We start from the raw sequence: 24,910 nt of genomic DNA on the forward strand, positions 1-24,910 counted from the left end.
TCAAAAGGGCGTTCGCCGGCTCTGATAATTCAGACCGCGGAACGCCCTTTGTTTATGAAGTTGGAAAGTAACAAGACTTTTAAAAAATTAATTAGTTTCATTTCTGTATAGTCTTAATGTGTAAACTTTTTATCATGAAGAGATAGCACTTCAGATGCATAATAATTTTTTTTATGGTCTCTTTAGACATTTCGCCTGAGAATAATTCTTGTCCCGAATCTACTATATAAGCACCGTTCTCAGCAACGAAAGCTATTTCATTTTCAATTGATGGAAAAAAGGATTTAAGCTGGTAATATGGATTCCCGCTTGCTACAACAAATTTAATCCCCCGCGCTTTTAATTCACGATATTGTTTCATAAACCGCTCTTTGTTATATTTTATTTCATCGTCCAAAAACGTTCCGTCCATATCAACCGCTATTAGTTTTATGCTCACTTTTTCCTCCTTACCAGCTGAACGCGCCGTGCTTATAAGTGAACACCAATTTAACCAACTGCTTTCCCTTTATGCTTCAACTTTTTTGAAAAACCTTGGCAAGTGCTCTTTATGCGCTTCCAGCATTTCGTCTAAGATCGCTTTACCGATTTTATCAGAAGGGACAAGCAGATTAATCGTCATCGCGAGCAAAGCCGTATCATAGCTGCCTGTTACGGCGGCTTCAGCACCTACTCGTTCAAATGATTTGATTTGCTGGACAAGTCCCCGGACGGCAACTGGCAGATCGCCATGTACGATCGGCCTTGGACCTTCTTTTGTAATCACACAGCTTACTTCAACAGCAGAGTCATCCGGAATACTCGCAATTGCCCCATTGTTGATTGTGTTAACCGGCTGAATATCGCGCTTATCGTTATAAATAGACGAAATAAGACGAACAGCTGCATCGCTGTAATACGCTCCGCCGCGCTGTTCTAATTGGGGAGGCTTAACGGCCAGATCAGGATCTTTGTACAGCTCAAATAATTCGTCTTCAAGTTGCTGCACGACTTCGGCTCTCGTGGTGCCGTTTCTGAAGTTTTCCAATTCTTTTTGCAGCATCTCATCTGTTTTATAATAGTACATATGATATGGGCAAGTTAACACATTTAATGCCCGGATAAATTCCGGCTCCCAGCCTTGCCCTTCGATGTTTTTCACAAAACTGCTGTTCTCCGGATCTGATAACAGCTCCATTACTTTCTCTTTTACACTGACTCCGTCGACATATACATCCAATCCATATACCATATGATTGAGACCGGCGAAATCAATGCGAATCCGCGAATGGTCAACATCCAATAGTTTGGCGATTCCCATCTCAATTCCGATTGGTACATTGCATAAACCAACGATTTTCTTATGGTCAGTGTAACGAAGGACAGCTTCTGTCACCATGCCGGCAGGATTTGTAAAGTTGATCAACCAAGCATCCGGACACAGTTCTTTTATGTCCTGAACAATCTCCAATATAACCGGAATGGTACGCAGCCCCTTAAACAATCCCCCCGGCCCATTCGTTTCTTGGCCTAAAACACCATGGCTTAACGGGATTCTTTCATCTTTGGCGCGGGCATCAAGCAGCCCTACGCGAAACTGAGTCGTAACAAAATCGGCATTCTCTAAAGCCGCTCTCCTGTCAAGCGTTAAATGGACCTTGATTGGAAGACCGGCTTTTTCAATCATTCTCCTTGCAAGGTTTCCGACGATTTCCAATTTCTCTTTTCCTTCTTCAATATCTACCAGCCATAACTCTCTAACCGGTAATTCATCGTGTCGTTTGATGAACCCTTCTACTAATTCAGGGGTATAACTGGATCCCCCGCCAATCGTTACAATTTTAATGCCTTGTGTCATCCTCTTGCACCTCCGGGTTATTAAAAAGCAAAAGTACCTTATGAATGGATTGTAGCGGCATATGAGTAAGCCGGTAAATAAGTCGGTGACATCTTGTTTTTAATCACACAAGAAGTTATTTGTTACGTATATGTAACACTATGTTTCTCATGAAGCAGGTATGCTAAGATGAATGATATAAAGGGCTAGGGAAGGAGAGTCCCGCAGACATGTTTACACACGAGATCATCGCTTCGTTTAATGAACTGGAAACTTCTTTATACAATTACATTTGTCAAAATGGCGAGAAAGTCATCTACATGCGAATCCGTGAATTGGCAGATGAAACCCACGTATCAACAGCCTCGATTTTGCGTTTTTGCAAAAAAATAAATTGTGAGGGTTTTTCGGAATTTAAAGTAAAGCTTAAAATGCATTTAGAAGAAAATAAAAAGACTGTGCTAAAGAGTTCCCAACATTCGGTAACCGAATTTTTTGAGAAAACATTAAAAGGAGACATAGAAGAAAAGATTAAGGAGGCTGCGCTCCTGGTTGCCAAAGCAGAGAGCGTTATATTTATAGGTGTAGGGAGCTCTGGTATTCTTGCAGAATATGGAGCAAGGTACTTCTCATGCTTAGGCAAACTTTCAATGTATATTAAAGATCCTTATTTTCCGACACATTCCCAATTCCGCCGCAATAGCATAACGATTGCTTTATCCGTCTCAGGTGAAGGTCATTCTACAGTCACTCATCTTCATCAGCTAAAACAAGAAGGAAGTAAAGTGATCAGCATTACAAATCACAAGCACTCAACCATTGCCAAAATATCAGATATCAATATTCCGTATTACGTGACGGAAGAGTGGTTTGAAAATGCTAATATTACTACGCAAATTCCCGTTATGTATATTCTGGAATCCATGGCTCGTGAAATTTATAAACTAAGTGAATAACATTCATATTGAATATCTTGATTCGTTGTGATTGCTGACATATATAGTAATCTGTCATTCTATAATCCTCCGCAGATTTGAGAGAGGTATAATGGTTTAGAAATAATCCCAAACAATTTTTCAACATCCCCAAAAAGCCGAATGGGAGATAATTGGAATAATATCATTCGCAATACTCGGGTAAGCACTGTTTTTTCAAATAAAGAGCAATCCATTAAAGGATGAAATATCTCTAAAAACCAAGGGGTCCTTATCTATAAGGGAGGCTTCCTAATGAATTATGATGAAACACAACACCTGCATATTAGATATAATAAAAAGGGATTAGATCTTGAAGCAATAGGATTAAAACAACTAGACGTTGATGTGTGGGACATTTATTTCAATTTTGAGGACCATGCGATCGATAAACCGACTTTGAAATTCTCAATGATTGACCCTTTTGGTTGCAGGATATTTTCAATATCAAGCAGTGATTTAAGCATCGAGCACGCTTCCAAATATTTTGAGCTTTGGATCGAACTGGAGTTGAATATATAATTTGATCAGGGCCTCCTCAAGCTCCGTTTGCTGTCGATGCAGTCTGTGTTTTCCGGTCCTGGGGATATCGATGAGTGAAATTTCAATACCTCTCACAAAGTGAAAATTTGCCCGGTTTTATGCCTGCCCTTAATGTCAATGAACCGCTAAAGAGTAATGGCCGGCTCATGATCGGGACGGACATACGAGTTTGCGGTTAAACCTTTCAATGATATAATCTTTTTAAATAAACCGATGGGCTGGAATCTCCTGTTTAGGCAGACTTCAGCCTTAAATTTCTTAGGAGTAAGACCGTCTCAGCATAGCGGCTAGGACGGTCTTACATTTTTGTCAGCAAAATGGCTTAGGGATGTTTCTCTAATCTTTTAAAATAAACAGGTAAACGATAGAGAGAGGAGATACAGATGGGAATTGAAATAAAAGAAACAATGACGAAGAACATTCTTACTGACGCAAAAGGGTATTTGGATGGGTTTACACATTCATTAAATCCATACAGCGGGTGTGCTTTTGCTTGCAAATACTGTTATGTAAGAGAAATGCCCATTCAAAAATTTAAGGACATTCCCTGGGGAGAATGGATTAACATCAAAAAAAACGCAGCAGAAAGCTACCGAAATGAAATCACAAAACTGCGCAGTAAAAACAAGTCAGTATATATTTTTATGTCTTCAGCAACAGACCCTTACCAGCCCATTGAACGTAAAGTAAAAATGACAAGAATGCTGCTGGAAGAAATGCTGGAAAATCCGCCGGATATCCTTCAAATTCAAACACGGGGACCGCTTATCGCGAGAGATATTGATGTATTAACAGAGTTAAGAAAAAAATGTAAAGTCTTGATCTCGATGACCATTGAAACAGATCGGGAAGATATAAAGCGAATATTTGCTCCATATGTACCTGGAATCAAGTTGCGCATCAAAGCATTAAAAGAAATACATGAAGCAGGCATACCTACTCAAGCTTCGATTTCTCCTGTATTGCCTTTCACCCCTGACTTTCCAAAAGCATTAAGCGGAATCGCGCAGCATATTTGGATTGATACGCTAAGTATAGGGGATGGGGCAATGGGGAAGCGTTCAGAGAGATTAGGGATGCCAAATTTGTTTAAGGAGCATGATTTAGAAAAATGGTATCTCAAAGATTTACACGCAAGAGTGCAGAAATATTTTAGTAAATATTTTAATCATCAATTGATTAGGGTGTCTAAGAACGAAGGATTTCCACGATTTTTGAACAATAAGTAAGTTTTAAATGTGCCTGAAAATGAAATTTGGACAAAAGGCCCCTGATTCATTCAGAGGCTCTTAGCGTTTGTCTTCTGCAACCCTGTCCAGCCATTCGTTGATGAAAGTGTTGAACAGCTCCGGTTGTTCGATTTGCAAATTTGTGACACGCTGTATCCATTACAGCGAAAGTACCTCGCGGAAATTTGTCTATCACGCTGAGAGCATCTTGAAAACCAACAACAGAATCCTGTCTTCCTAAAAGAAATACACTTGGTCTATCAAAAAAACCATGATCAAATTCAAATGAAAATCCGTAATGATTCTTAATCTTGCTTAAAAACTTTTCATCAGCCATTTGACAACCGCTTACGATTTCCTTGTTATACCTTAACCAATTATATTCATCCAGCTTCACCGAAATACTTTGGAATTCTTCTAATTCCGCCTTCTTTAAACCTTCAATAAATTCTGCATCTCTTTTCAAGATTTTATGTTCCCCAACCGTTCTGCCATCTGCATCAGGGACAATAACAGGACATATAAATGCTGCACCCAGGGTATTTGTTCTTTTTCCTTTTCAATCATTCCTCCGGCTATATATCCGCCGTAGGATTCACCGGCTATCAGGTATTTTTCATTGGGAATCACTGCCCGGATAAATTCAGCAACTGCATGTAACATATCTTCAGAACTGCTGATTTCATGACAATTTTTAGTCAGCCCCATACCGGGGAGATCGATATATATACGTCTCCATCCATCCCTCTTACGAAATACAGGTTCCATGCAGCCGCTCATTAATCAAGACTTTGCAATCAGCCATTCTAATACCTTCTTTTACATTCAGTTATCAACGTTTGGCCTGACAAAACACTTTTAAAAATGAACTACAGCTTATTAATAATGACAGTTAATTTATAGTTTACATGCCTGTTTAAGTCGATCAGAAACTGATCCAACGATTCATTGGAGGGAAATTTGCATTCCAGGAGATAACAACCGTCTCCGCTAATTTTATAGTTATTGATAACGTATTCATCTTGTGTTTTGATAAAGGATAAATAGGGTTGATGATGTGTATTTTTGGTATAGATATTGAGCATCACGTGAACGGGATAACCTATCTTTTCTTCATTTAATTTAATTGTATACCCCTCAATCACTCCGTTATCTTCTAATTTAGCGACCCTGGAGGCAGCTGCTTGCCCTGTCAAATGGACTTTCTTGCCCAGCTCTTTCATCGTAATACGACTGTTTTGAGATAACTCTTCTAATATTCGCCTGTCCGTGTGATCCAACATAGAACCAAATCCTTTCAAACCGGATGTTACATCATATGTATAGTGAATTACTTTTCATTAAATGCATGTAAAAATTGTCTCCAATTAAGGTATATTTTAGCCCACTTTGATCATTTACACAAAGTAAATACATTCTTTCAAAAATCAAGTCAAACGGCCAAAAGACTTGATTTTAGCCATGTATCTACGGAGGGAGCATCGTATAAACTATTCGTAAATAAAAAGAAAAGGAGTTTTACACATGAACATTCAACAAATTCGCAATGCCACGCTTATTGTTGACTACGCAGGCAAAAAGTTTTTAGTAGATCCAATGTTGGCAGAGAAAGGTGCTTATCCTCCATTTCCAAATACACCAAGACAAGATCAAAATAATCCTTTAGTTGAATTGCCAACATCTGTCGACAATATTATTAAAGATATTGATGCTGTCATTGTTACTCATTTACATTTAGATCACTGGGATGAGGCTGCTAAGGAGATTTTGCCAAAAGATATCAAGTTGTTCTCCCAAAATGAAGAAGATGCAACAGAAATCCGAAATTCCGGGTTCAAAAATGTCGAAGTGTTAACAAAAGATACAGTCTTTGAAGGCATTCAATTAATCAAAACGAAAGGCGAACACGGAAGAGGAGAAATCTTAAAAATGGCAGGTCTGGTATGCGGCGTCGTGTTCAAACATCAAACCGAGAAAACATTATATGTAGCCGGAGATACGGTTTGGTATGATGCCGTTCAAGAAGAGATTGATGCACATCAACCAGACATTATTGTCGTCAATGGCGGGGATAATCAATTCTACGAAGGCGGTTCTCTTGTCATGGGTAAAGAAGATGTCTATGAAACGCATAAGGCTGCTCCAAACGCAAAAATCATCGTGAGCCACATGGAAGCTGTGAACCATTGGGGATTATCAAAAGAAGAATTAAAATCCTTTATTCATGAAAAAGGAATCTCCTCCCATGTTTTAGTGCCGGAAGATGGCGAATCATATTCATTTTAGCTAAGGAGAGGAGTGTTCAAGATGTCCCTTGAAAGCAATAAAGAATTAGTCCGCCGTTTCTTTGAAACCATTGAACAACAAAAGTACGATGACTTAAAAGACTTTTGCCATAAAGACTTTGTATTCTATCCGCAATTAGATACACAGTTTCCGGGTGTAGAGGGCTTAATTGAATCTGAAAAGAAAAACTTTGATGCTTTCCCTGGCTTTAAAATGCCAATTAAAGCGGTGATGGCTGAAGGCGATCTTGTATCAGTTTATTTTATTTTTGAAGGTAAGCACACAGGGACCCCATTTGCCGGGGTCCCTGCAACGGGGAAATCCGTTAAGTTTTCTCTGATGATTCTTTTGCGCATTGCTGACGGTAACATTATTGAGCAGAGATCTCATGTGGATGTACATGATATTCTCCGTCAGCTTACTTAAATGAAAGCCAACAGTACTTTTCTTAGCTTGTCTATTTATCTCGTTAGAAGACTCCTTTTTTAAGGGGCTTCTCCGAAAGAAATTCTGATAGCGTCTGCAGCAGCTTGTTATACATCTGTTCTTGTATCTATGATCGAATCAAGGGATCTTCCTGTAGTTGATGTGGCGGTTGATTCTGAAGGGCTTACCTCTGATGATGAATTTAAAATTATCCATCATCCACGTATCGTTTTATCAGAGAAGGCGACAGAAAAACAAATTCAATCAGCAAACCGAATATGTGCAGCAGCTGATAGAGGGTGCACTGTAGCAAACTTGTTAAAAAAAGCTGATGTCAAAATTGAGGTTCAAGGAGAAATCTTTACTAAATAGAGCAAATCATAGTTTCGATAGATAACCAGATCAAAGGGGTGCTTAAAGCTCCCCATCCTTAACATGAGCTTAAAATTTGATCTTTCTTTTGCAATTCAATATTATACATATAGGGGTATTAGTATGGAAGGGGAGATGATTGGATTTTAAATATTTCATTTATTTAGTATCATTAATTGCCATAGCCTTGTCTGTTACAAACGGTTTTCACCAGTTAAATACCTAGGGAATCTGACAGAAGTGCAATTACGTCAAAAACGAAAACAAACTGGAAAATGCATGCTGATTGATGTGAGAGAAGCTCATGAATTTCGTTCCGTCCCCATTCCTGATGCAGTGAATATCCCATAATTTGTGGTTCATCAACGTTTTAAAAAGATCCCTATAGATTGCCAAAGCGGCATGCGCAGTAAACAATTTGCGAAGATATTGCAGAAAAAGAATGATAAAGATATTTATCATTTGTCTGGCGGCATCTCTTCATGGTCGGGAAAGATAAAAGAAAACAGGGAGGTTAACTAATGGAATACGATGATCAATTAAAAAACAGGATAAAACGAATTGAGGGTCAAGTTCGAGGAATATTAAAAATGATGGATGAAGGAAAAGAGTGCAAAGAGCTCGTAAGCCAAATGTCAGCGGTGCGTTCTGCATTAGATCGGGCCATCGGTGTAGTTGTCAGCAGTAATTTGGAGAAATGCGTTCGCCTTCAAATCGAAAGAGGAGAAGATACAGAAGACCTTATTCAAGAAGCGGTCAATTTATTGGTGAAAAGCAGATAATGAATAGATGGCTGTTTATGAAGCAGCCTCTGTACTGCCTTTAGAGTATAAAGCGAAAATTTTTTGCCTGCTATTATACCCCTGTAGGTATAATCGGTAGAAACCTATATTTTTTTGTGTTGTTTTATACCCATACAGGTATATGTATACTAGAGGGGGAGAGATGACATACATGTCAGACCAAAAAGAGAAAACGACGATTGTATTATTCAGTGGCGACTTAGATAAAGCTATTGCTGCTTTTATTATTGCAAATGGCGCTCTAGCCTATGATCACGAGGTAACAATTTTTCATACATTTTGGGGGCTTAACGCTTTAAGAAAAGATGAACCGGTACCAGTAAAGAAAGGGCTGCTTGAAAGAGCATTTGGTTTCATGATGCCCCGGGGGCCGGAGAAATTTGGCTTATCTAAAATGAATTTTGCCGGTATGGGTCCTAAAATGATCAAACATGTCATGAAAAAGCATGGTGCGCTGTCTCTGCCTCAGCTTATTGCAATGGCGCAGGAACAGGGAGTTAAGCTTGTTGCCTGTACAATGACGATGGACTTGTTAGGCTTGCAAAAAGAAGAACTGATCGATGGCCTTGATTATGCAGGAGTTGTAGCTTATCTCGGGGATGCCAATGAAGCAAAAGTCAACTTATTTATATAACTTTTTAGGTAAGACCATCTGAAAGGGAGAGAGAATGGACAGAAAAATAAATGATCGGCAGCTGCTGAAGCATCTCGAGCTACTAAAGAATGGTGACGATGTAAATATCATTTAGTATGAGAGAACATAATGAAATGGAACAGTGATAAAACAGAAAATGAACATGGAGGGATGACTGATGAACATCAAAACTGATCGCGTGTTAGATGCAAAAGGGCTTGCTTGTCCAATGCCCATCGTAAAAACAAAGAAGGCGATGAATGAGTTAGAACCCGGGCAAGTCATAGAAGTACAGGCTACTGATAAAGGGTCTCTCGCTGATATACAGGCATGGGCAAAGGGAAGCGGTCACCAGTATCTCGGTACAACAGAGGACAGAGATATATTAAAACATTATCTTCGCAAAGCCAGTAACTCTGATATAAAGGAAGAAAAAAAGTTTCCTTATACAATCCAAAACGAAGAGCTTCAAAAAAAGGTAGAAGCGAAAGAGCATATAACAGTGGTAGATGTCCGGGAACCCGCAGAATACAATTCCGGCCATATTCCCGGAGCGATTTCAATTCCGTTGGGTGAACTCGAAAAAAGAGCAAACGAACTGAATAGAGACGGGAAAATTTATGTCGTTTGCCGCACAGGTAATCGAAGTGATCTAGCTGCCAAAAAACTTGCAGAAAATGGTTTTGGAAATGTAGAAAATGTTTTGCAAGGTATGGCGGAGTGGTCAGGTCCTGTTGAAAAAGATCAATAAAATAAACATTGGAGGAATGATTTGAATGGCTGTAAAAGTTGCGATTATCGCAAGTAACGGGAGTTTATTTGATGCTTATAAGGTGTTTAATATTGCTGCGGCCGCAGCAGCAAGCGATGCTGAAGTAGGGATTTTCTTTACGTTTGAAGGACTGAATTTAATCCATAAGGAAGCCCATAAGAATCTTCCTGTTCCGGAAGGCCGTGAACATATTCAAGAAGGCTTTGCAAAGGAGAACGCACCATCGATTCCTGAATTGCTTTCAATGGCTCAGGAGCTGGGTGTGAAAATCATAGCGTGTCAAATGACGATGGATGTGATGAATCTGGACAAAGACCAATTTGTAGACGGGATTGAAGTTGGCGGTGCAGCAAGCTTCGTTCATTATGCTTCTGATGCCAATATGACTCTGACATTCTAAGGGGGTTTTAGAAGTGAATTTTACATTCATTTCACCAAAAGAAGTAACGGAAAAGGTATTAAATCAAGAATCATTTTTTATTTTAGATGTACGAAATAAAGATGCCTTCAGCGATTGGAAAATCGAGGGCAGCCGGGTTGAACATTTAAATGTTCCGTATTTTGATTTAATCGATGGTATAGATAAAATTGCAGACCAAGTTCCAAGAGATCAGGATATTCTAGTGGTCTGTGCCAAACAAGGGTCTTCAGAGATGGTTGCACAGCATTTAGCAGATGCCGGCTTTGAAAGAGTTTTTGTGCTTAAAGGCGGTATGAAAGCGTGGAGTGAATGGTTACACCCGGTAAAAATCGGAGACTTGGAAGGAGGAGGCTCTATCTATCAATTCGTAAGAATGGGGAAAGGCTGTTTATCCTATTTTATCGAGTCTGACGGGGAAGCAATTGTAGTTGACCCTGCTCGTACTGTTGATGCATATACAGATTTTGCAAAAGAGAAAAACGTTACGATTAAACACGTGATTGATACACATTTACATGCTGATCATATTTCCGGCGGACGTTTACTGCGTGAGCGCACAGGATCTGCATACCATCTACCGCCAAAAGATGCAGAGGAAGTGCAATTTTCGTATGAACCGTTAGCTGAAGGTAAAGTTGTTTCTGCAGGAAACGAATGTATAAAAGTAGAGCCTATCTATTCACCAGGCCATACGATTGGAAGCACCTCTTTAATTGTTAATGACCGCTATTTGTTAACAGGAGATATTTTATTTGTAGAATCGATTGGCCGGCCGGACTTGGCTGGAAAAGCCGGGGATTGGGCAGAGGATTTGCGTAACACTTTATATGAAAAGTACAAACAGATATCAGATGACCTGATTGTTCTTCCGGCTCACTTTGCGAAAGTCGGCGAATTAGGCGATCAAGGGCATGTTCAGGCTAAGCTGGGTGATTTATACAAAAAGAATGGCGGTTTAAATATGGATGAAAATGAATTCAGAGGTGCTGTATCAGAAAACCTGCCGCCACAGCCACATGCATATCAGGAAATCCGTCAAACCAACATGGGAAAAATAACGCCTGAGACTGACAGGCAAAGTGAGATGGAAATTGGCCCAAACCGCTGCGCGGTTCATGGATGAACATAGATTTGAAGATAGGAGAGATAAAAAATGAAATCAAATAAAATAATAGATGCTAAAGGATTCGCATGCCCAATGCCGATTGTAAAAACAAAAAAAGCTATTGATGAATTGCAATCCGGAGAAGTGTTAGAAGTACATGCCACTGATAAAGGGGCAAAAAGCGATCTAACAGCATGGGCTAATTCAGGCGGTCATGAGTTGCTTAAAGATACAGAAGAAGATGGCGTATTAAAGTTTTGGATTAAAAAAGGTTAAATGTGATAAAGGGGGGGCTATTCCCCCTTTTAATTGACGGAAAGGAGGAAAGTTAGTGGGCATATCTTTTATTCTTCTACTATTTTTAATCGGATTAGTTGGTTCTTTTATGTCCGGGATGCTTGGTGTTGGGGGAGCCATTATTAATTACCCTTTGTTATTATACATACCTGTGTTATTTGGATTTACAGGCTTTAATGCTTACCAGGTTTCGGGTATTGTGGCAGTCCAGGTTTTTTTTGCAACGTTTTCCGGTGTATGGGCTTACCGGAAAGGCGGTTACTTAAATAAAGAACTTATCACCATTATGGGATTAAGTATTTTAATGGGAAGTATGATCGGCGGTTATGGGTCACATTTTTTCTCTGAAGATGTCATAAACTTGGTTTACGGAATATTGGCGATAATCGCCGCAGTCATGATGTTTATTCCAAAGACAGGTACAGAAGGTCGTCAAAGTGATCACGTTCGTTTTCCAAAGATATTAACCTCGGTAATCACTTTCGCAGTCGGCTTGGCTTCAGGCATTGTCGGTGCCGGCGGCGCTTTTCTGCTTGTTCCGCTAATGTTAGTCGTTTTAAAAATCCCTACACGAACCACAATCGCGACATCACTCGCAGTTACATTTATTTCATCGATTGGAACAACAGCCGCAAAGCTCGTCATTGGACATGTTCCTATTATGCCGGCTTTGGTTATAATAGCTGCCAGCCTAGTGGCATCCCCGATAGGTGTTTTAATTGGCAAGAGGGTGAATGCTAAAGTTCTTCAAGGTATTCTGATATTCGTTATTTTGATTACAACCGTGAAAATTTGGTTTGATATCTTACATTAATGTTTAAGGTTTTCTAAATTATCGGTTTTGAAGGAGGAATTGGATGAAAGAGGTTATAGAGTTAACTTCAATGATTTCAATTGAAAAATTCGTAAACGATCATAAATTAAGTTTTATATATATATCAAGGCCTCAATGCACAGTATGCCACGCTGTTCTGCCGCAGCTTAGAGCACTGCTCGCTCAATTTCCGAAGATCAAATTGGGACACATCGATGCTGATATAGTGGAGGAGGTTGCAGGCAGGTTTTCAGTCTTCACAGTTCCTGTACTTCTTTTGTTTATTGAGGGAACCGAATTTCTAAGAGAAGCGCGTTTTGTTCATTTTGACCAGTTTGAACAGAAGTTAAAGAGGGTCTATCGATTGTACGAGGAATAGATAGCTGAGGGAGGGTCCATGATGTGTCAAAACCCGACTTTTTTTGAACGGTATAAAGAAGAAGGAAAATCAATGGAAAGCGGCTATTTCAGGCAGATCTTCGACCATTTGCAGGATGGAATCATCATGATGGATCAGGAACGCAGGATACTGGTGATGAATCCGTCCGCAAAGAAGATGACGGGATGGAAAGTAGGGGGCAAGGTTCCGTACTGTTCCTACTGCCAAACGAGAAAACTGGAAGAGGGAGAAGAGCGTTGTTATTTGCTGGCCAAGCGGGAAATTCCGTATTTTCTTTCCTCAATGCCCACCTATGAGGGGCGATTCGTCGACATGGAGATGAGTACGGCGGTCATTTATGAAAACGGGGATCAAAAAGAAGTCCTTTTGGTCCTGAAAGATTTAACGATGAAGAAAAAGGAAGAGGAAGCCAGGATCTCCAAGCTCGTTCTGCAAAAAACGTTAGAAGCCCAGGAAAACGAACACAAGCGGTTGGCCCAGGAACTGCACGACGGTGTAGGGCAATCGCTTTATTCGGTTTCAGTAGGCATTCAAGCGATTCGATCGCGCATGAAGCAGGAAGATACATTTAAAGAATACATGCAGGAAATCATCGATGAACTGGAAAAGGCGATACAAGACATCAAGCTCTACTCTCTTCAGCTGCGTCCGCATAGTCTGGATCAACTGGGGTTGATCCCTACTGTCGAGCACCTTGTTTCCGGTTTAAACAAGACGCATAAAGATGTTTCTATTACATTTGCCTCAAGCAATGTCAGCAATCGCTTGCTGCCGAGTTTGGAAATCAATTTGTACCGCGTGATCCAGGAAGCGCTGCATAACGCCCTGAAATATTCGCAGGCGACACTTATTGAAGTCATACTGTACAAAGAAGGCGGTGAACTCGTTTTAATGATTCAGGACAATGGCATCGGTTTTGAGCGCGAGCTGACAGAGGAAGGTCTGGGATTCAAACATATGAAAGAGAGAGTCGATCAGATGGAAGGAAGTCTTCGTATTCACTCCGCACTTCAGAGAGGTACGTCTATTAAAGTGAAAGTACAGTATAAGGAGGGGAAGGAGAGTGATCAGGGTATTGCTGGTCGATGACCACATGATGATTCGCAAGGGAATTCGCGTGCTTTTGGAAGGTTTTTCTGAAATCGAAATTGTTGGAGAAAGCCACAATGGCAACGAAGCCGTCCTCAAGGCCGGTCAGCTGAAACCGGATGTAGTGCTGATGGATTTGTCGATGCCAAATGGATTGGATGGGTTCACAGCGAGCAGTGAGATCCGAAAGTTGAATCCATCTGTTAAAATCGTAATTTTGACAATACATGATGAAGAAATTTTTGTCCATAAAGCGATCGAGGTGGGGGCCCATGGGTACGTCTTGAAAAACAGCGATTATCAGTTGCTTTATCAGGCGATTGTCGAGGTGCACAGAGGAAAACGCTTTTACAAGACATCTGTATCCGAAGACATCATTAAACAATGGCTGAATTCAGAGTCCAAAAAGCCGCCTTCTGTTTTAACTGTTCGCGAAAAGGAGATTGTCAGACTCATTGTGCTGGGTTATGCCAATAAAGAGATTGCCGATAAACTCTCGATCAGCGTCAAAACCGTGGAAAACCACAAAACGAATATCATGCAAAAGTTAGAGCTGGACTCGAAACACGAATTGATCCAATATGCGATTAAAAACAAATATCTGGATCTGGCGTTGTAGCAGACTGCCTTTTGTCAGCTTGAGAAGACGGGGCTCACATAAAAGTAGGGGAGTTCCCCTATATAGAAAAAGGGAGATCAGTGTTACCTTAAAAACAGTGATATGCATCTTTACGAAAAACATCAACTTTCTAAAAGCATAAGGGGGTTGACTATGGCAAGACAAGTTCGTTATTCCGTTGTCATTGTCGGTGCTGGGACTGCCGGCATCTGTGTCGCGGCCCGCCTCGTCCGGGCTTCTAAAAAATTCAAAGGACAAATTGCCATCATTGACCCGCAAACAAAGCACTACTACCAGCCTTTGTGGACATTGGTTGGAGGCGGGGCAGCGAAGAAGGAAGAGTCGGAGCGCGATCTGGCTTCCCTGATTCCTGCCGGGGTTGACTTGATCAGCGATGCTGTAACGGAGTTTCGGCCGGATCAGAACACACTCCTTACAAAACAAGGAACGATCGTTTCCTATGATTATCTTGTTGCAGCAGCCGGTTTGCAAATCGATTGGGACGGGGTCAAAGGTTTGAAAGATGCGGTCGGAAAAAACGGGGTTTGCAGCAACTACTCGTACGATACGGTAGACAGCACTTGGGAAAACATCCGCAACTTTAAAGGCGGAACCGCCGTTTTCACTCATCCGGATTCTCCCGTGAAATGCGGGGGAGCTCCGCAGAAAATTATGTACTTGGCAGACGACTATTTCCGCAAGTCAAATGTTCGCAATCAGTCGGAGATTATTTTTGCATCGGCTAAATCAATCATTTTTGATGCCCCCAAATATGCAAATGCGCTCGAAAAAGTCGTCCGGCGCAAGGACATTCAAACGATGTACAAACGAAACCTGGTCGAAATTCGGCCTGATTCAAAAGAAGCCCTGTTCGAGAATCTGGAGACTGGGGAACAGGAAGTATTAACATACGATCTTCTTCATGTGACTCCGCCGATGAAAGCGCCTCTATTTATAAAAGAAAGCGCATTGGCGGATGCCGGCGGATGGGTCGATGTTGATCCGTACACTTTGCAGCACAAAAAGTTTGCCAATGTTTTCGGAATTGGAGACTGTTCTAACCTGCCGACGTCCAAAACAGGGGCGGCGATTCGCAAACAGGCTCCGGTTTTGGTGCAAAATCTGATGTCCCTGATAAAAGGATCTTCATTAGATGCAAGGTACGATGGATATACCTCATGCCCCTTGGTTACAGGCTACAACAAACTCGTGCTGGCCGAGTTTGACTATCACAAGGAGCCGCAAGAAACGTTTCCATTTGATCAGTCCAAAGAACGATTCAGCATGTACCTGTTAAAAAGAAGATTGCTTCCCGTCATTTATTGGAATGGCATGTTAAAAGGACTGATGTAAGAGAGGACAAAAGGTAACGGCAAGTGTATTTGGATGATGTGCATGATGCAGGATTCCAAAACAGTTTTCTTAAAATAAATGATGATTCAAGGGGAGGAATACAACATGTTGTTGCGCTACTTTTACGATGAAAAGCTGGCCCATGCATCCTATCTGGTCGGCTGCCAAAAAACAGGGGAGGCAATTATCATTGATCCCGGCCGCAATCTAAAGCCATATTTACAAGCAGCCGAAGATGAAGGGCTGCACATCACAGCAGCCGCAGAAACCCATATTCACGCCGATTTTGTTTCCGGTGCCCGCGAACTCGGCGTGACACACCAAGCGAAGCTGTATCTTTCCGATGAGGGCGATGCAGATTGGAAATATCAATATATTGATGGATTGAAACATCAACTTGTGAAAGACGGTGATCGCTTTTCCGTCGGAAACCTGATGTTTGAGGTGATGCATACCCCCGGCCATACCCCGGAAAGCATTTCTTTCCTGTTGACGGACCGCGGAGGAAATGCTGATCGTCCAATCGGCATCTTTACGGGAGATTTCGTCTTTGTAGGCGACATCGGCAGACCCGACTTGCTGGAAAAAGCGGCTGGGATCAAGGGAACGTCAGAATCGGGGGCAAGAGAGATGTTCAAGTCCCTCATGAAGTTTAAACAACTCCCGGATTACATGCAGGTCTGGCCGGCACATGGCGCAGGCAGCGCTTGCGGCAAGGCATTGGGAGCGATTCCGACTTCGACTGTCGGCTACGAAAAGCTGTTTAACTGGGCAATGGCTTGCACCGATGAAGAGGAATTCGTAAAAGCTTTGCTTGATGGACAGCCAGAACCGCCAAAATATTTTGCCGTGATGAAACGCGTGAATAAAGAAGGCCCAGCGTTGCTTAAAGATCTGTCTGCTGTTCCAGAGATCGCTTCAATTGAGCAGGTGAAAGATTTACAGAAAAAAGGGCAAATTGTGGATACCCGCCCTTCCCGGGAATTTGCTGAAGGGCATATCAAAGGCACGATCAACATTCCATTCAACAAGGCGTTTACGAACTGGGCAGGCTGGCTCATTGACTACAATCGTCCTGTGTCCTTCATAACGAATCCGGATAAAGTGAACGAACTCCTGGAAGCGCTGCGCTCTGTAGGCATTGACAATGTGGCAGGGTTTATGGACAGCGGCAAAATCCTGGAAAGCGGCGCTTTTGAACTTGAATCATACACGGAGATAACACCATTGGATATTGCTAAATTGGTGGAAGACGGATTCGTGCACGTCCTTGATGTCCGCAATCTGACTGAATGGCAGGAAGGTCACATTCCGAATGCGCAGCACATCATGCTGGGGACGCTCCCGGAACGGCTGGATGAAATTAAAAGAGACTGTCCGATCCTTGTGCAATGCCGTTCCGGAGCCCGGTCCGCCATTGGAGCCAGCATCCTGCAAGCTGACGGCGGTTTCAAACAGGTATTGAGCTTGAGCGGCGGCATTGTTCAGTGGCAGAAAGCCGGGCTTGCGATCGTGTGACAAGGGTCAGCCATTTGAGCTTTAATCAAGTGCATGGAATTCTATTAAAGCGTTATTCTAGAAAAAGATGAAAGAGGCCGAAATTCTCATCCTCCCGGCCTCTTTACCGATATTATTTTCCCTTCTTCTCCGCCCGATAAAACGCATGAAACATCTTCATCGGCAAACGCTTCTCACTCCGGGATCATAACCCCGCCCTGATGTTTCTCTTTGATTTCAAGCCAGGTCCGAAGCGGCCGCCTGAGGATGGGCATTTCAAATCTTTTGCCGCAACTTTAAATAATTTCTTAGTCATGCCAATTAAAAAGCACCATGATTGATTAATTAGATAAAATCTTTTTACAATTATGTCATGGTTTATCATGAAAATTATATTTTAATTTACTGCAAGTTAGATAAGGAGTGATCAAATGTCACGGATGGAAAATAAAACATTTAATTGCGAAAAAGAGTTAACGCTCAACATTATCGGAGGAAAGTGGAAAATGCTGATATTGTGGTTTCTGGGAAAAGAAGGTACGAAAAGGTTTGGGGAACTGAAAGCTCTGATGCCCGGCATTACTCAAAGAATGCTGGTGAATCAGCTGCGTGAATTAGAAGAAGATCATATTGTACATAGGGAAGTATATCCGGTTGTTCCCCCAAAGGTTGAATATTCTCTTACAAAACAAGGAGAAAGTTTAATGCCTATAATTGAGGCTATGTATGAGTGGGGTAAAAATTATATAGAAACTAATTTTTTTAAAGATGATAAATAGATGGTTGGCTTGAGATACTGTTTTGGAAACAGTATCTTTTTCTATACCATATGAGTAAAAGTATAGTATGTAAAAAAAAGTGCGTACTATAAAGGTGTCATCCCTCTTGCTATACTCGTCTTGTAAGAGAAATATCAAGAGAATCATCCGCGGAATTCATATTGATAATTTAAAAACAGGGGTGACTTATAATTGGAATTACAGTTAGCATTAGATTTAGTCAATATACCGGAAGCCATCAAGGTGGTAAAAGAAGTAGAAGAATACATTGACATTGTAGAAATCGGTACGCCGGTTGTGATAAATGAAGGACTCCGTGCAGTAAAAGAGGTGAAAGATGCTTTCCCGAATTTGAAAGTGCTGGCAGACCTTAAAATTATGGATGCGGCCGGGTATGAAGTAATGAAAGCCTCAGAAGCAGGAGCCGATATCATTACCATTTTAGGAGCTGCTGAAGACATGTCTATTAAAGGCGCTGTAGAAGAGGCAAAAGCTCAAGGCAAAGAAATCTTGGTGGATATGATTGGGATTAAAGATATTAAAGCGCGCGCCAAGGAATTAGATGAATTTGGTGTGGATTATATTTGCGTGCATACGGGCTATGATCTTCAAGCCATTGGCCAAAATTCATTTGAAGACTTAATGACAATTAAGAATGTAGTAAAAAACTCAAAAACGGCTATTGCAGGCGGTATTAAGCTGGACACATTGCCCGCAGTCGTTAAATTAAACCCTGATTTGATTATCGTTGGCGGCGGTATTGCAAATCAAGATGATAAAGCGGCAGCAGCCGCAGAAATGAAGCAGATGATTCAACAATCATGACGACTTATGATTATTTACAAGCGATCATCGCAGAACTGAATCATGCAACTTCTCGTATTCAAGAGGAAGGAATAGAGAATTTAATATCCAGTATTTTATCTTCAGAAAAAGTGTTTGTTTCCGGTGCAGGCCGTTCTGGTTTCATGGGGAAGTCATTTGCTATGAGATTAATGCACATGGGTATTCATGCGTATGTTACTGGAGAAACAGTAACACCTTCATTTACAGAGAAAGACTTGCTTATCGTAGGCACAGGATCAGGAAAAACCGAAAGTTTGCTTCACATGGCGAAAAAGGCAAAAGATATCGGAGGTGCCGTAGCAGCAGTTACAATTACTCCGGACTCACCAATAGCTGAAGTATCTGATTATATCGTGCAGCTGCCCGGTTCACCGAAAGATACAGCGGCAAGCGATAAACAGACCATTCAACCAATGGGGTCGCTTTTTGAACAAACTCTTTTACTGTTTTACGATGCCGCCATATTGCGAATGATGGAGATGAAAGGGCTGAATACTCAGCACATGTATGGGAATCATGCAAATCTTGAATAGATATGTATTAGTAAAGAAAAGGCGCAAATTTCATAAGGGATGTTGCGCCTTTTTTCTGTGAAGGTGTAATTCAGTATACATTAAGAAATGGCTAATATGAAACATTACTTCTCCAAACTGTCGTCTTTACAAGAAGAACGCAACTACACTGTGGAAGATTTGAAAGGGGCAGGATTTTCGAGAAAAACCATTGAAACTTGAACAACAGTATAGGATGTTAGATAAGTGGAGTAAATATGAAAGGATTGAATTGAAATGACTGTGCTCGGTAAAATCAGCTCTCGTTTTTCAATTGATGCACAAGAAGCTCCTGCTAACAAGGAAGAAATTAAATCATTAGTAGAATTCTCGCCTATCAATGTACCACCCGATTATTTAGACATAGTGAGTGAAGCGACAGAAGTTGAAATAAATGTTGCTGGAGAAAAACACATACGTATATGGAGCCCTGCGGGTTGTGTTGAAATGAATGAATCCTATGAAATACAAGACTACATACCAGATTCTCTTGCAGTGGGAGATGATGAAGGTGGAAATGCTCTTATTTTTTTCGAAGGAAAAGATGGCTTTGGGCTATATATAGTGGGGTTTGGAGATTTAGATGCAGAAGAGGCTGTGAAAGTTGCTCCATCTTTAAATGACTTATTAATTTATGACACAGGAATAGAGAAAATATTAGAAGGTTGATTGGTACCTGGAGAAAATCTGGCCAATATGAGAAACCCCATTACCGGGTGCTTTTTCGTAGCGTGTTAATCATAAAAAAAGCAACAGATTCAAGTGATGAATTTATTCAAAGTATTATATTTGAAAAGGCGAGGATGATTGGAAGCAAGGAAGTGGGGAGATACAGAATTAACTGAAAATATGTTTGATGCAGCACAAGTTCCAAGATCCCCAAGACAAGAGTATTACAGAGCATTCAATCAATATGTTAGGGAGGGAAAATAGATGTCAAAAATAAATCAATTCATTACTGAAATAAAATCTTTACCTAACTGTCGAATTCATAAACCTGCAGGGTTACCGGAAATTGATCAGACGAAGCATATTCTACCCGAAGATGTAAAAGAGTTCTATCGACTTTGTGGTGGAGTATCGCTATATGAGAATGAAGAATATCCTATTCACATTGTGTCCCCGGAAGAATTTGTCTTGGCCAACCCGGTAATTGTCGGAGAACTATGTGAAGAAGACATCTCTTCAAATTGGTATATGATATGTAATGACGGTAAGGATGAATATTTGACAATTGACCTTCATAAAAAGAGACTAGGAAGGTGCTATGATAGCTTCTTTGACCGGCATGCTCTCATTGGAGAGTCACAAATTGTAGCTGCCTCGTTTACAGATTTGTTCGAAAGACTCATCAGGAACAGGGGGCATTATTGGTATTGGTTGGAGAGTGATTTTCAATCACTTGGGGATGCATATGATGAGGAAGAATAACACTGTTAAATTCTTTTGAGTAAGATCCAATGGCTGTAGGATTTAAGGATAAACATTATTGTTATCAGGTCGGCCATAGACACCTTTGACATTCATTTTTATTATTTAGAGGAAAATGTTAGCTTTTTCCTTTCGGAGTTTCTTTATTTGAATCCGATATCACTTTGTAATATGATTAGAGACAAGAAAAACGAACGTGAATATTTAGTCAAGATGGATAGCCTGAGGGGTTGCTGATCTTTTACACATGGTTTGTTGTACAGCTGATTGTCGGCCGTTTTGAATTTGCGGAAGAAAGAGAGCATGAAGGATGTCATTGAATCCAGAACAGCCCGTCAAACAAGAGGCCGGCCAAGAGATATCGAGATTGATCGAAGCATGCCACGGGGCCTGCTTAATCTGTTTTAGCTTTCTACAGTCTACTCCTAACAATCACCATGAATACTATGTATGCAACCGCAATAATAACAGTTAAAATCTCAATTTTTATAACAGTATTATTTAAAATTATTAGCAGAAATACGAGTAATGTTGCAGTCCACCATATAGACTCATACTTTTTGTCACTCTGGTCTTGATTCCTCTTGCTTTTAATTCGGTCAAGTATCAGACAAGCGGCCCCAAAACCGACTAAAACAATTGTTGTCACAGTAGGCGGGAAATTTTCTTTGATCGTGTTCATTAGTACTCCAATCACAGCACAACTCAAAAAAATCCAAAGACCTTTCATAAAAGAATCATACCCTTCTTAATTTTCACATCCTCTTTTCACTCATGAAAGCAGACGACCGGCTTTTTATAAAACCATAGTCAATAACAGTGATAATCGCGCTTTGAAGCACCAGAATTAAATACAAGTATAAAAACGAAAGATAAAATAAATTCCATTCGTCGGATCCTTTTCATATAGGTACATCAAGTAAGAGAGCAGGATAAGGGGGTTGCTCTGTTTTATGTTCCCGTCATTTCTCTCATTTTTGCATTTAAAGCATCATAATCCTTTTTTTCAAAGGATACATCTATTCTGTCCACCCCTTTTGAATCTGGAAAGAGCCATAAATGTTGAGTGAATTTTATCCCAAAAGGTCCGACTATTCGGTAAATCAGGTTTAAAATATGAAAACAATCTAAGTCTACCCCATCTTTTAGATGGTTCTTAACCCTAATAATGACAAATTTGTAGATAGTTTCAAATCTAGGTTTTCGGGGAGAAATATTGTTAACTTTACAAAGCAGCTTCACAGATTGTTTGAATATATCTGTAATATCATTATTTTTCGCCAAAAAGACCACCCCATTATTTTGTTTTTATGGTACCATTATCCACAAAGAATTTAAAGTAATTCTTATCCTGTTGATTGGCTTAGTTTGAAATATGAATAAGCGTTTTGATCGGATGGAGGAGTGGTTTGACAGAAAGAAATAGGTGACCGAATTAGCGGAGAAGATCGGAGCGGATATGAGTCGTGTGTCTCTTGACATGCGTAGCTCATGTTTCAGATCATAGTGTCCAATTGAGTTAAGTAAAGATTGCGGCTAATACAGTGTTAGACTCATGGATCTTCATTCACCAAACCTTTCCTGAAGTCTTAGTCGGTAAAGACACTGTCTTTTTGTAGAGAAAGTGTAGTACTTATTTGTGTCAATTTAACAAACGGGCCATTTAACATAAGGGAGGATGTACCATGACCAAACATCAGATTTATACAATGAGTGTCGCAAGAGTCTATCCCTATTATATTTCGAAAGCAGAGAAAAAGGGCGTACAAAAGCTGAAGTCGATGAAATCATTCGTTGGTTGACGGGATATAGTCAGGAAGAGTTAGAAGTACAACTGGAAAAAAAGACAGACTTTGAGACTTTCTTTGCGGAAGCACCCCAATTGAAACCTTCTCGGGCTTTGATCAAAGGTGTAGTCTGCAGCGTCCGGGTGGAAGATATTAAAGAATCAACAATGCAGGAAATTCGCTATTTGGATAAACTAATCGACGAGCTAGCTAAGGAAAAGGCGATGGAGAAGATTTTGCGGAAATAATAATGACGAAGAGACACTGATTCCATTTTTGATCAAACTTTTTATAAAAAATGTATACTAATTCGCAAAAGGAGAAATCCATTTTGATCAAACATTTTTCGAAATGGATTCTTTTTATTTGTTCTAAAATGGGTTTTCTGTGAAATGCTTTTGATCAATCCTTATTTCAAAGCCTTGAGACGTCTTTGATAAAAAAGCACAAGAAAATCAGTGATTCTCAAAATATTAAAATTGAGTTTTAGCCTCACGCATATGTAACGGGAGGTTTTTTAGGTGCGGACCCGGCTTCATGTCATATAGACATAAATAAAGTAAATTGAGATATGGCGGCTTGAATATATCAAATGGAATTGGTGTGTTTCTGCTTGGATGGAAATTATCACGATCGTTTGATGCAATATCGCCGCCTTCAATGAATAACGGAATTTTCATAAAAATTTTAAGTGAATAACCCATATTCTGGAGAAATCGGAGGAGCGAACATTAAAGAGTATTGTTTAATTGCTTGGATCATGCAATAGCACATCCTCGGGAAGCCGAATATTGGAATACTGTCGGCTTTGGCTTCGCTATATCAATCGTTCATTTTACTTTATATTGCATATTGCTTGTTGTCGTTTGTTCTATGTTTTTTAAAACTTGATCGACTATGATTCCAGTCAAAGGATCTTGGTTCTTTTCAAAACGTTGATGTTTCCTGCAAATTGCAGCAGTTAAGAGAGGGCGTTTGTTGAACAAGGATTATTTCGATATTGGCTTGGAGTCAAACCCGTATGCTTTTTGAATGCGTTCGCAAAATAACTTTGATCACTGAAGTGTAGAAGCGAAGATATTTCCGCGATGGAAGCATCGGATTGAACAAGCAGTTTTTTAGCTTCTTTTATTTTTTCCTTTTGAATGTATTTGCCGAGAGAAAGTCCGGTCTCCTTTTTAAACAACTGTGACAGATAAATAGGATTCAAATGAATGGTTTGGGCGAGATCTTCAATCGATATTTTTTCGTATATGTGTTTAAAGACATAGTTTTTACATATTCTTATGGGTTTTGATTGATCGATCATTTTATTGGTCAACACCTTGTCGATTAACTCATAAAGATACTGCTGAACATAAAGATTAATCTGATTGACCTCCTTGGCATCTTCAATCCGCTGAATAGAGATGTCGCTCATTGTAAATGCGATTTCTTCATATAAGCCACCCTCGACAGCCGCCCTTGTTGCGAGTGCGACAGCGATGATTGCGTGATTTTTTGTATGGCGAAGGTGGCTTTTCTTAGATAGAACACCAACTCCGTCGATGTTCAGTCCTTTTAAATGTTCGGCCAATTTGTCTTTGTTCCCTTCTTTAATACACTGCCAGATATATTGCTCATGATAAAGATCCATGTGGAAAGCTCTATTTATCCGACGGGTGTAAAGCTGTTTTTCAATAGCTCCCTCCATTTTTTCTGCGTTTGCTTTAACTGAAAGGGAAAGTGCTGCCTCGTCGATTTTTTCATGAAATAGCAGAAAATATGCGAGCTGGGCGGCATGAAGAAGTTCCATGCGGCTAATTTTTACTACATTGTTGAAATATTGCAGTAAATCACTCTGTCTGTTCAAGGGAATTTTGTAATCGTGAACCATCCTTGCTGTCATTTCTTTCGTTATATTCAACGATAGCGAGGGGCCAAGAACGAATGTTCCTGATCTTTCGTAATTTTTGTCAAGGTGAATGAAAATGTAGTTCTCCAGAAAATTCGTTACTTTCAGCAAGGGAAAACGAAGTTCATCATCTTTTTCGATAATGTGAATAAATGCTTCGTTGTTAATGGGA

General features: G+C 40.3%; 28 protein-coding genes and 3 pseudogenes. 24 read left to right on the top strand and 7 right to left on the bottom strand.

Annotated elements, in window-relative coordinates:
- Positions 1 to 142 precede the first annotated feature (142 nt).
- Both MHB78_RS08755 and MHB78_RS08760 read right to left on the bottom strand, forming a co-directional pair.
- A pseudogene (locus tag MHB78_RS08755) lies at positions 143 to 412 on the bottom strand (HAD hydrolase family protein); the annotation flags it as partial.
- A gap of 96 nt (positions 413 to 508) precedes the next feature.
- Entirely contained in the window at positions 509 to 1,837 is a 1,329-nt protein-coding gene (locus MHB78_RS08760) for a 6-phospho-beta-glucosidase (RefSeq protein ID WP_046131544.1), read from the bottom strand.
- A gap of 209 nt (positions 1,838 to 2,046) precedes the next feature.
- On the opposite strand from MHB78_RS08760, the gene MHB78_RS08765 reads away from it, so the two are divergent.
- From MHB78_RS08765 to MHB78_RS08775, 3 genes are all read left to right on the top strand, one after another.
- Positions 2,047 to 2,772, top strand: coding sequence for a MurR/RpiR family transcriptional regulator (locus tag MHB78_RS08765; RefSeq protein ID WP_046131545.1), 726 nt, complete (start codon positions 2,047 to 2,049; stop codon positions 2,770 to 2,772).
- A gap of 273 nt (positions 2,773 to 3,045) precedes the next feature.
- Positions 3,046 to 3,312, top strand: coding sequence for a DUF3986 family protein (locus tag MHB78_RS08770; protein WP_046131546.1), 267 nt, complete (start codon positions 3,046 to 3,048; stop codon positions 3,310 to 3,312).
- A gap of 404 nt (positions 3,313 to 3,716) precedes the next feature.
- Positions 3,717 to 4,562: a radical SAM protein gene (locus MHB78_RS08775; RefSeq protein ID WP_046131547.1), complete on the top strand. Its 846-nt coding sequence runs from the start codon at positions 3,717 to 3,719 to the stop codon at positions 4,560 to 4,562.
- A gap of 46 nt (positions 4,563 to 4,608) precedes the next feature.
- Here the strand turns inward: MHB78_RS08775 and MHB78_RS08780 are convergent, their stop codons facing one another.
- From MHB78_RS08780 to MHB78_RS08790, 3 genes are all read right to left on the bottom strand, one after another.
- Positions 4,609 to 5,028, bottom strand: coding sequence for a hypothetical protein (locus MHB78_RS08780; RefSeq protein ID WP_052948536.1), 420 nt, complete (start codon positions 5,026 to 5,028; stop codon positions 4,609 to 4,611).
- A complete protein-coding gene (locus MHB78_RS08785) occupies positions 5,025 to 5,330 on the bottom strand; it encodes an alpha/beta hydrolase (protein WP_128748182.1) in 306 nt (101 codons plus the stop codon). Before MHB78_RS08785 ends, MHB78_RS08780 begins: the two co-directional genes overlap by 4 nt.
- 101 nt (positions 5,331 to 5,431) lie before the next feature.
- Positions 5,432 to 5,845: an Lrp/AsnC family transcriptional regulator gene (locus MHB78_RS08790; RefSeq protein ID WP_046131548.1), complete on the bottom strand. Its 414-nt coding sequence runs from the start codon at positions 5,843 to 5,845 to the stop codon at positions 5,432 to 5,434.
- 241 nt (positions 5,846 to 6,086) lie between these two features.
- On the opposite strand from MHB78_RS08790, the gene MHB78_RS08795 reads away from it, so the two are divergent.
- The 20 genes and pseudogenes from MHB78_RS08795 to MHB78_RS08890 all read left to right on the top strand — a co-directional run bounded on the left by MHB78_RS08795 (position 6,087) and on the right by MHB78_RS08890 (position 21,057).
- Positions 6,087 to 6,848 carry an MBL fold metallo-hydrolase gene (locus tag MHB78_RS08795; protein WP_046131549.1) on the top strand — a complete coding sequence of 254 codons (762 nt, stop codon included), beginning with the start codon at positions 6,087 to 6,089 and terminating at the stop codon, positions 6,846 to 6,848.
- Between the two features lie 21 nt (positions 6,849 to 6,869).
- Positions 6,870 to 7,274 (top strand): ester cyclase, encoded by a 405-nt coding sequence (locus tag MHB78_RS08800; protein WP_046131550.1) that lies wholly within the window; start codon positions 6,870 to 6,872, stop codon positions 7,272 to 7,274.
- Between the two features lie 75 nt (positions 7,275 to 7,349).
- A pseudogene (locus MHB78_RS08805) lies at positions 7,350 to 7,646 on the top strand (OsmC family protein); the annotation flags it as partial.
- A 521-nt stretch (positions 7,647 to 8,167) separates the two neighbouring features.
- Positions 8,168 to 8,428, top strand: coding sequence for a metal-sensitive transcriptional regulator (locus MHB78_RS08810; RefSeq protein WP_046131553.1), 261 nt, complete (start codon positions 8,168 to 8,170; stop codon positions 8,426 to 8,428).
- 172 nt (positions 8,429 to 8,600) lie between these two features.
- On the top strand, positions 8,601 to 9,083 hold the full coding sequence (locus MHB78_RS08815) for a DsrE/DsrF/DrsH-like family protein (RefSeq protein WP_046131602.1): 483 nt from the start codon (positions 8,601 to 8,603) through the stop codon (positions 9,081 to 9,083).
- Between the two features lie 178 nt (positions 9,084 to 9,261).
- Complete coding sequence (locus tag MHB78_RS08820; RefSeq protein WP_046131554.1) at positions 9,262 to 9,834, top strand: sulfurtransferase TusA family protein; 573 nt, start codon at positions 9,262 to 9,264, stop codon at positions 9,832 to 9,834.
- Between the two features lie 25 nt (positions 9,835 to 9,859).
- Positions 9,860 to 10,255: a DsrE/DsrF/DrsH-like family protein gene (locus MHB78_RS08825; RefSeq protein ID WP_046131555.1), complete on the top strand. Its 396-nt coding sequence runs from the start codon at positions 9,860 to 9,862 to the stop codon at positions 10,253 to 10,255.
- A 13-nt stretch (positions 10,256 to 10,268) separates the two neighbouring features.
- Positions 10,269 to 11,399, top strand: a complete 1,131-nt coding sequence (locus MHB78_RS08830) for an MBL fold metallo-hydrolase (protein WP_046131556.1) — start codon at positions 10,269 to 10,271, stop codon at positions 11,397 to 11,399.
- 30 nt (positions 11,400 to 11,429) lie between these two features.
- Positions 11,430 to 11,657, top strand: coding sequence for a sulfurtransferase TusA family protein (locus MHB78_RS08835; RefSeq protein ID WP_046131557.1), 228 nt, complete (start codon positions 11,430 to 11,432; stop codon positions 11,655 to 11,657).
- A gap of 55 nt (positions 11,658 to 11,712) precedes the next feature.
- On the top strand, positions 11,713 to 12,492 hold the full coding sequence (locus MHB78_RS08840; protein ID WP_046131558.1) for a sulfite exporter TauE/SafE family protein: 780 nt from the start codon (positions 11,713 to 11,715) through the stop codon (positions 12,490 to 12,492).
- A 43-nt stretch (positions 12,493 to 12,535) separates the two neighbouring features.
- On the top strand, positions 12,536 to 12,871 hold the full coding sequence (locus MHB78_RS08845) for a thioredoxin family protein (protein WP_046131559.1): 336 nt from the start codon (positions 12,536 to 12,538) through the stop codon (positions 12,869 to 12,871).
- Positions 12,872 to 12,889: 18 nt separating this feature from the next.
- Positions 12,890 to 13,981: a PAS domain-containing sensor histidine kinase gene (locus MHB78_RS08850; RefSeq protein ID WP_046131560.1), complete on the top strand. Its 1,092-nt coding sequence runs from the start codon at positions 12,890 to 12,892 to the stop codon at positions 13,979 to 13,981.
- Entirely contained in the window at positions 13,956 to 14,600 is a 645-nt protein-coding gene (locus MHB78_RS08855) for a response regulator transcription factor (protein ID WP_046131561.1), read from the top strand. Before MHB78_RS08850 ends, MHB78_RS08855 begins: the two co-directional genes overlap by 26 nt.
- A 153-nt stretch (positions 14,601 to 14,753) precedes the next feature.
- Positions 14,754 to 15,953, top strand: coding sequence for an FAD/NAD(P)-binding oxidoreductase (locus MHB78_RS08860; RefSeq protein WP_046131562.1), 1,200 nt, complete (start codon positions 14,754 to 14,756; stop codon positions 15,951 to 15,953).
- A gap of 105 nt (positions 15,954 to 16,058) precedes the next feature.
- Positions 16,059 to 17,471, top strand: a complete 1,413-nt coding sequence (locus tag MHB78_RS08865) for an MBL fold metallo-hydrolase (RefSeq protein WP_046131563.1) — start codon at positions 16,059 to 16,061, stop codon at positions 17,469 to 17,471.
- Positions 17,472 to 17,881: 410 nt separating this feature from the next.
- Positions 17,882 to 18,229, top strand: coding sequence for a winged helix-turn-helix transcriptional regulator (locus MHB78_RS08870; protein ID WP_046131564.1), 348 nt, complete (start codon positions 17,882 to 17,884; stop codon positions 18,227 to 18,229).
- A gap of 192 nt (positions 18,230 to 18,421) precedes the next feature.
- A complete protein-coding gene (hxlA, locus tag MHB78_RS08875; RefSeq protein ID WP_046131565.1) occupies positions 18,422 to 19,054 on the top strand; it encodes a 3-hexulose-6-phosphate synthase in 633 nt (210 codons plus the stop codon).
- On the top strand, positions 19,051 to 19,608 hold the full coding sequence (gene hxlB, locus MHB78_RS08880) for a 6-phospho-3-hexuloisomerase (protein ID WP_046131566.1): 558 nt from the start codon (positions 19,051 to 19,053) through the stop codon (positions 19,606 to 19,608). Before hxlA ends, hxlB begins: the two co-directional genes overlap by 4 nt.
- A gap of 255 nt (positions 19,609 to 19,863) precedes the next feature.
- A complete protein-coding gene (locus MHB78_RS08885; protein WP_046131567.1) occupies positions 19,864 to 20,295 on the top strand; it encodes an SMI1/KNR4 family protein in 432 nt (143 codons plus the stop codon).
- Between the two features lie 264 nt (positions 20,296 to 20,559).
- Positions 20,560 to 21,057: an SMI1/KNR4 family protein gene (locus MHB78_RS08890; RefSeq protein WP_046131568.1), complete on the top strand. Its 498-nt coding sequence runs from the start codon at positions 20,560 to 20,562 to the stop codon at positions 21,055 to 21,057.
- A gap of 951 nt (positions 21,058 to 22,008) precedes the next feature.
- Here the strand turns inward: MHB78_RS08890 and MHB78_RS08895 are convergent.
- Entirely contained in the window at positions 22,009 to 22,341 is a 333-nt protein-coding gene (locus tag MHB78_RS08895) for a hypothetical protein (RefSeq protein ID WP_046131569.1), read from the bottom strand.
- A gap of 401 nt (positions 22,342 to 22,742) precedes the next feature.
- On the opposite strand from MHB78_RS08895, the pseudogene MHB78_RS08900 reads away from it, so the two are divergent.
- A pseudogene (locus MHB78_RS08900) lies at positions 22,743 to 23,092 on the top strand (DUF2200 domain-containing protein).
- 713 nt (positions 23,093 to 23,805) lie between these two features.
- On the opposite strand, the gene MHB78_RS08905 reads toward MHB78_RS08900, so the two are convergent.
- Entirely contained in the window at positions 23,806 to 24,849 is a 1,044-nt protein-coding gene (locus MHB78_RS08905; RefSeq protein WP_206659868.1) for a helix-turn-helix domain-containing protein, read from the bottom strand.
- Positions 24,850 to 24,910: the final 61 nt, after the last annotated feature.

It is taken from the genome of Bacillus sp. FSL K6-0138, from assembly GCF_037982765.1.
Classification (GTDB): Bacteria; Bacillota; Bacilli; order Bacillales; family Bacillaceae; genus Bacillus; species Bacillus glycinifermentans.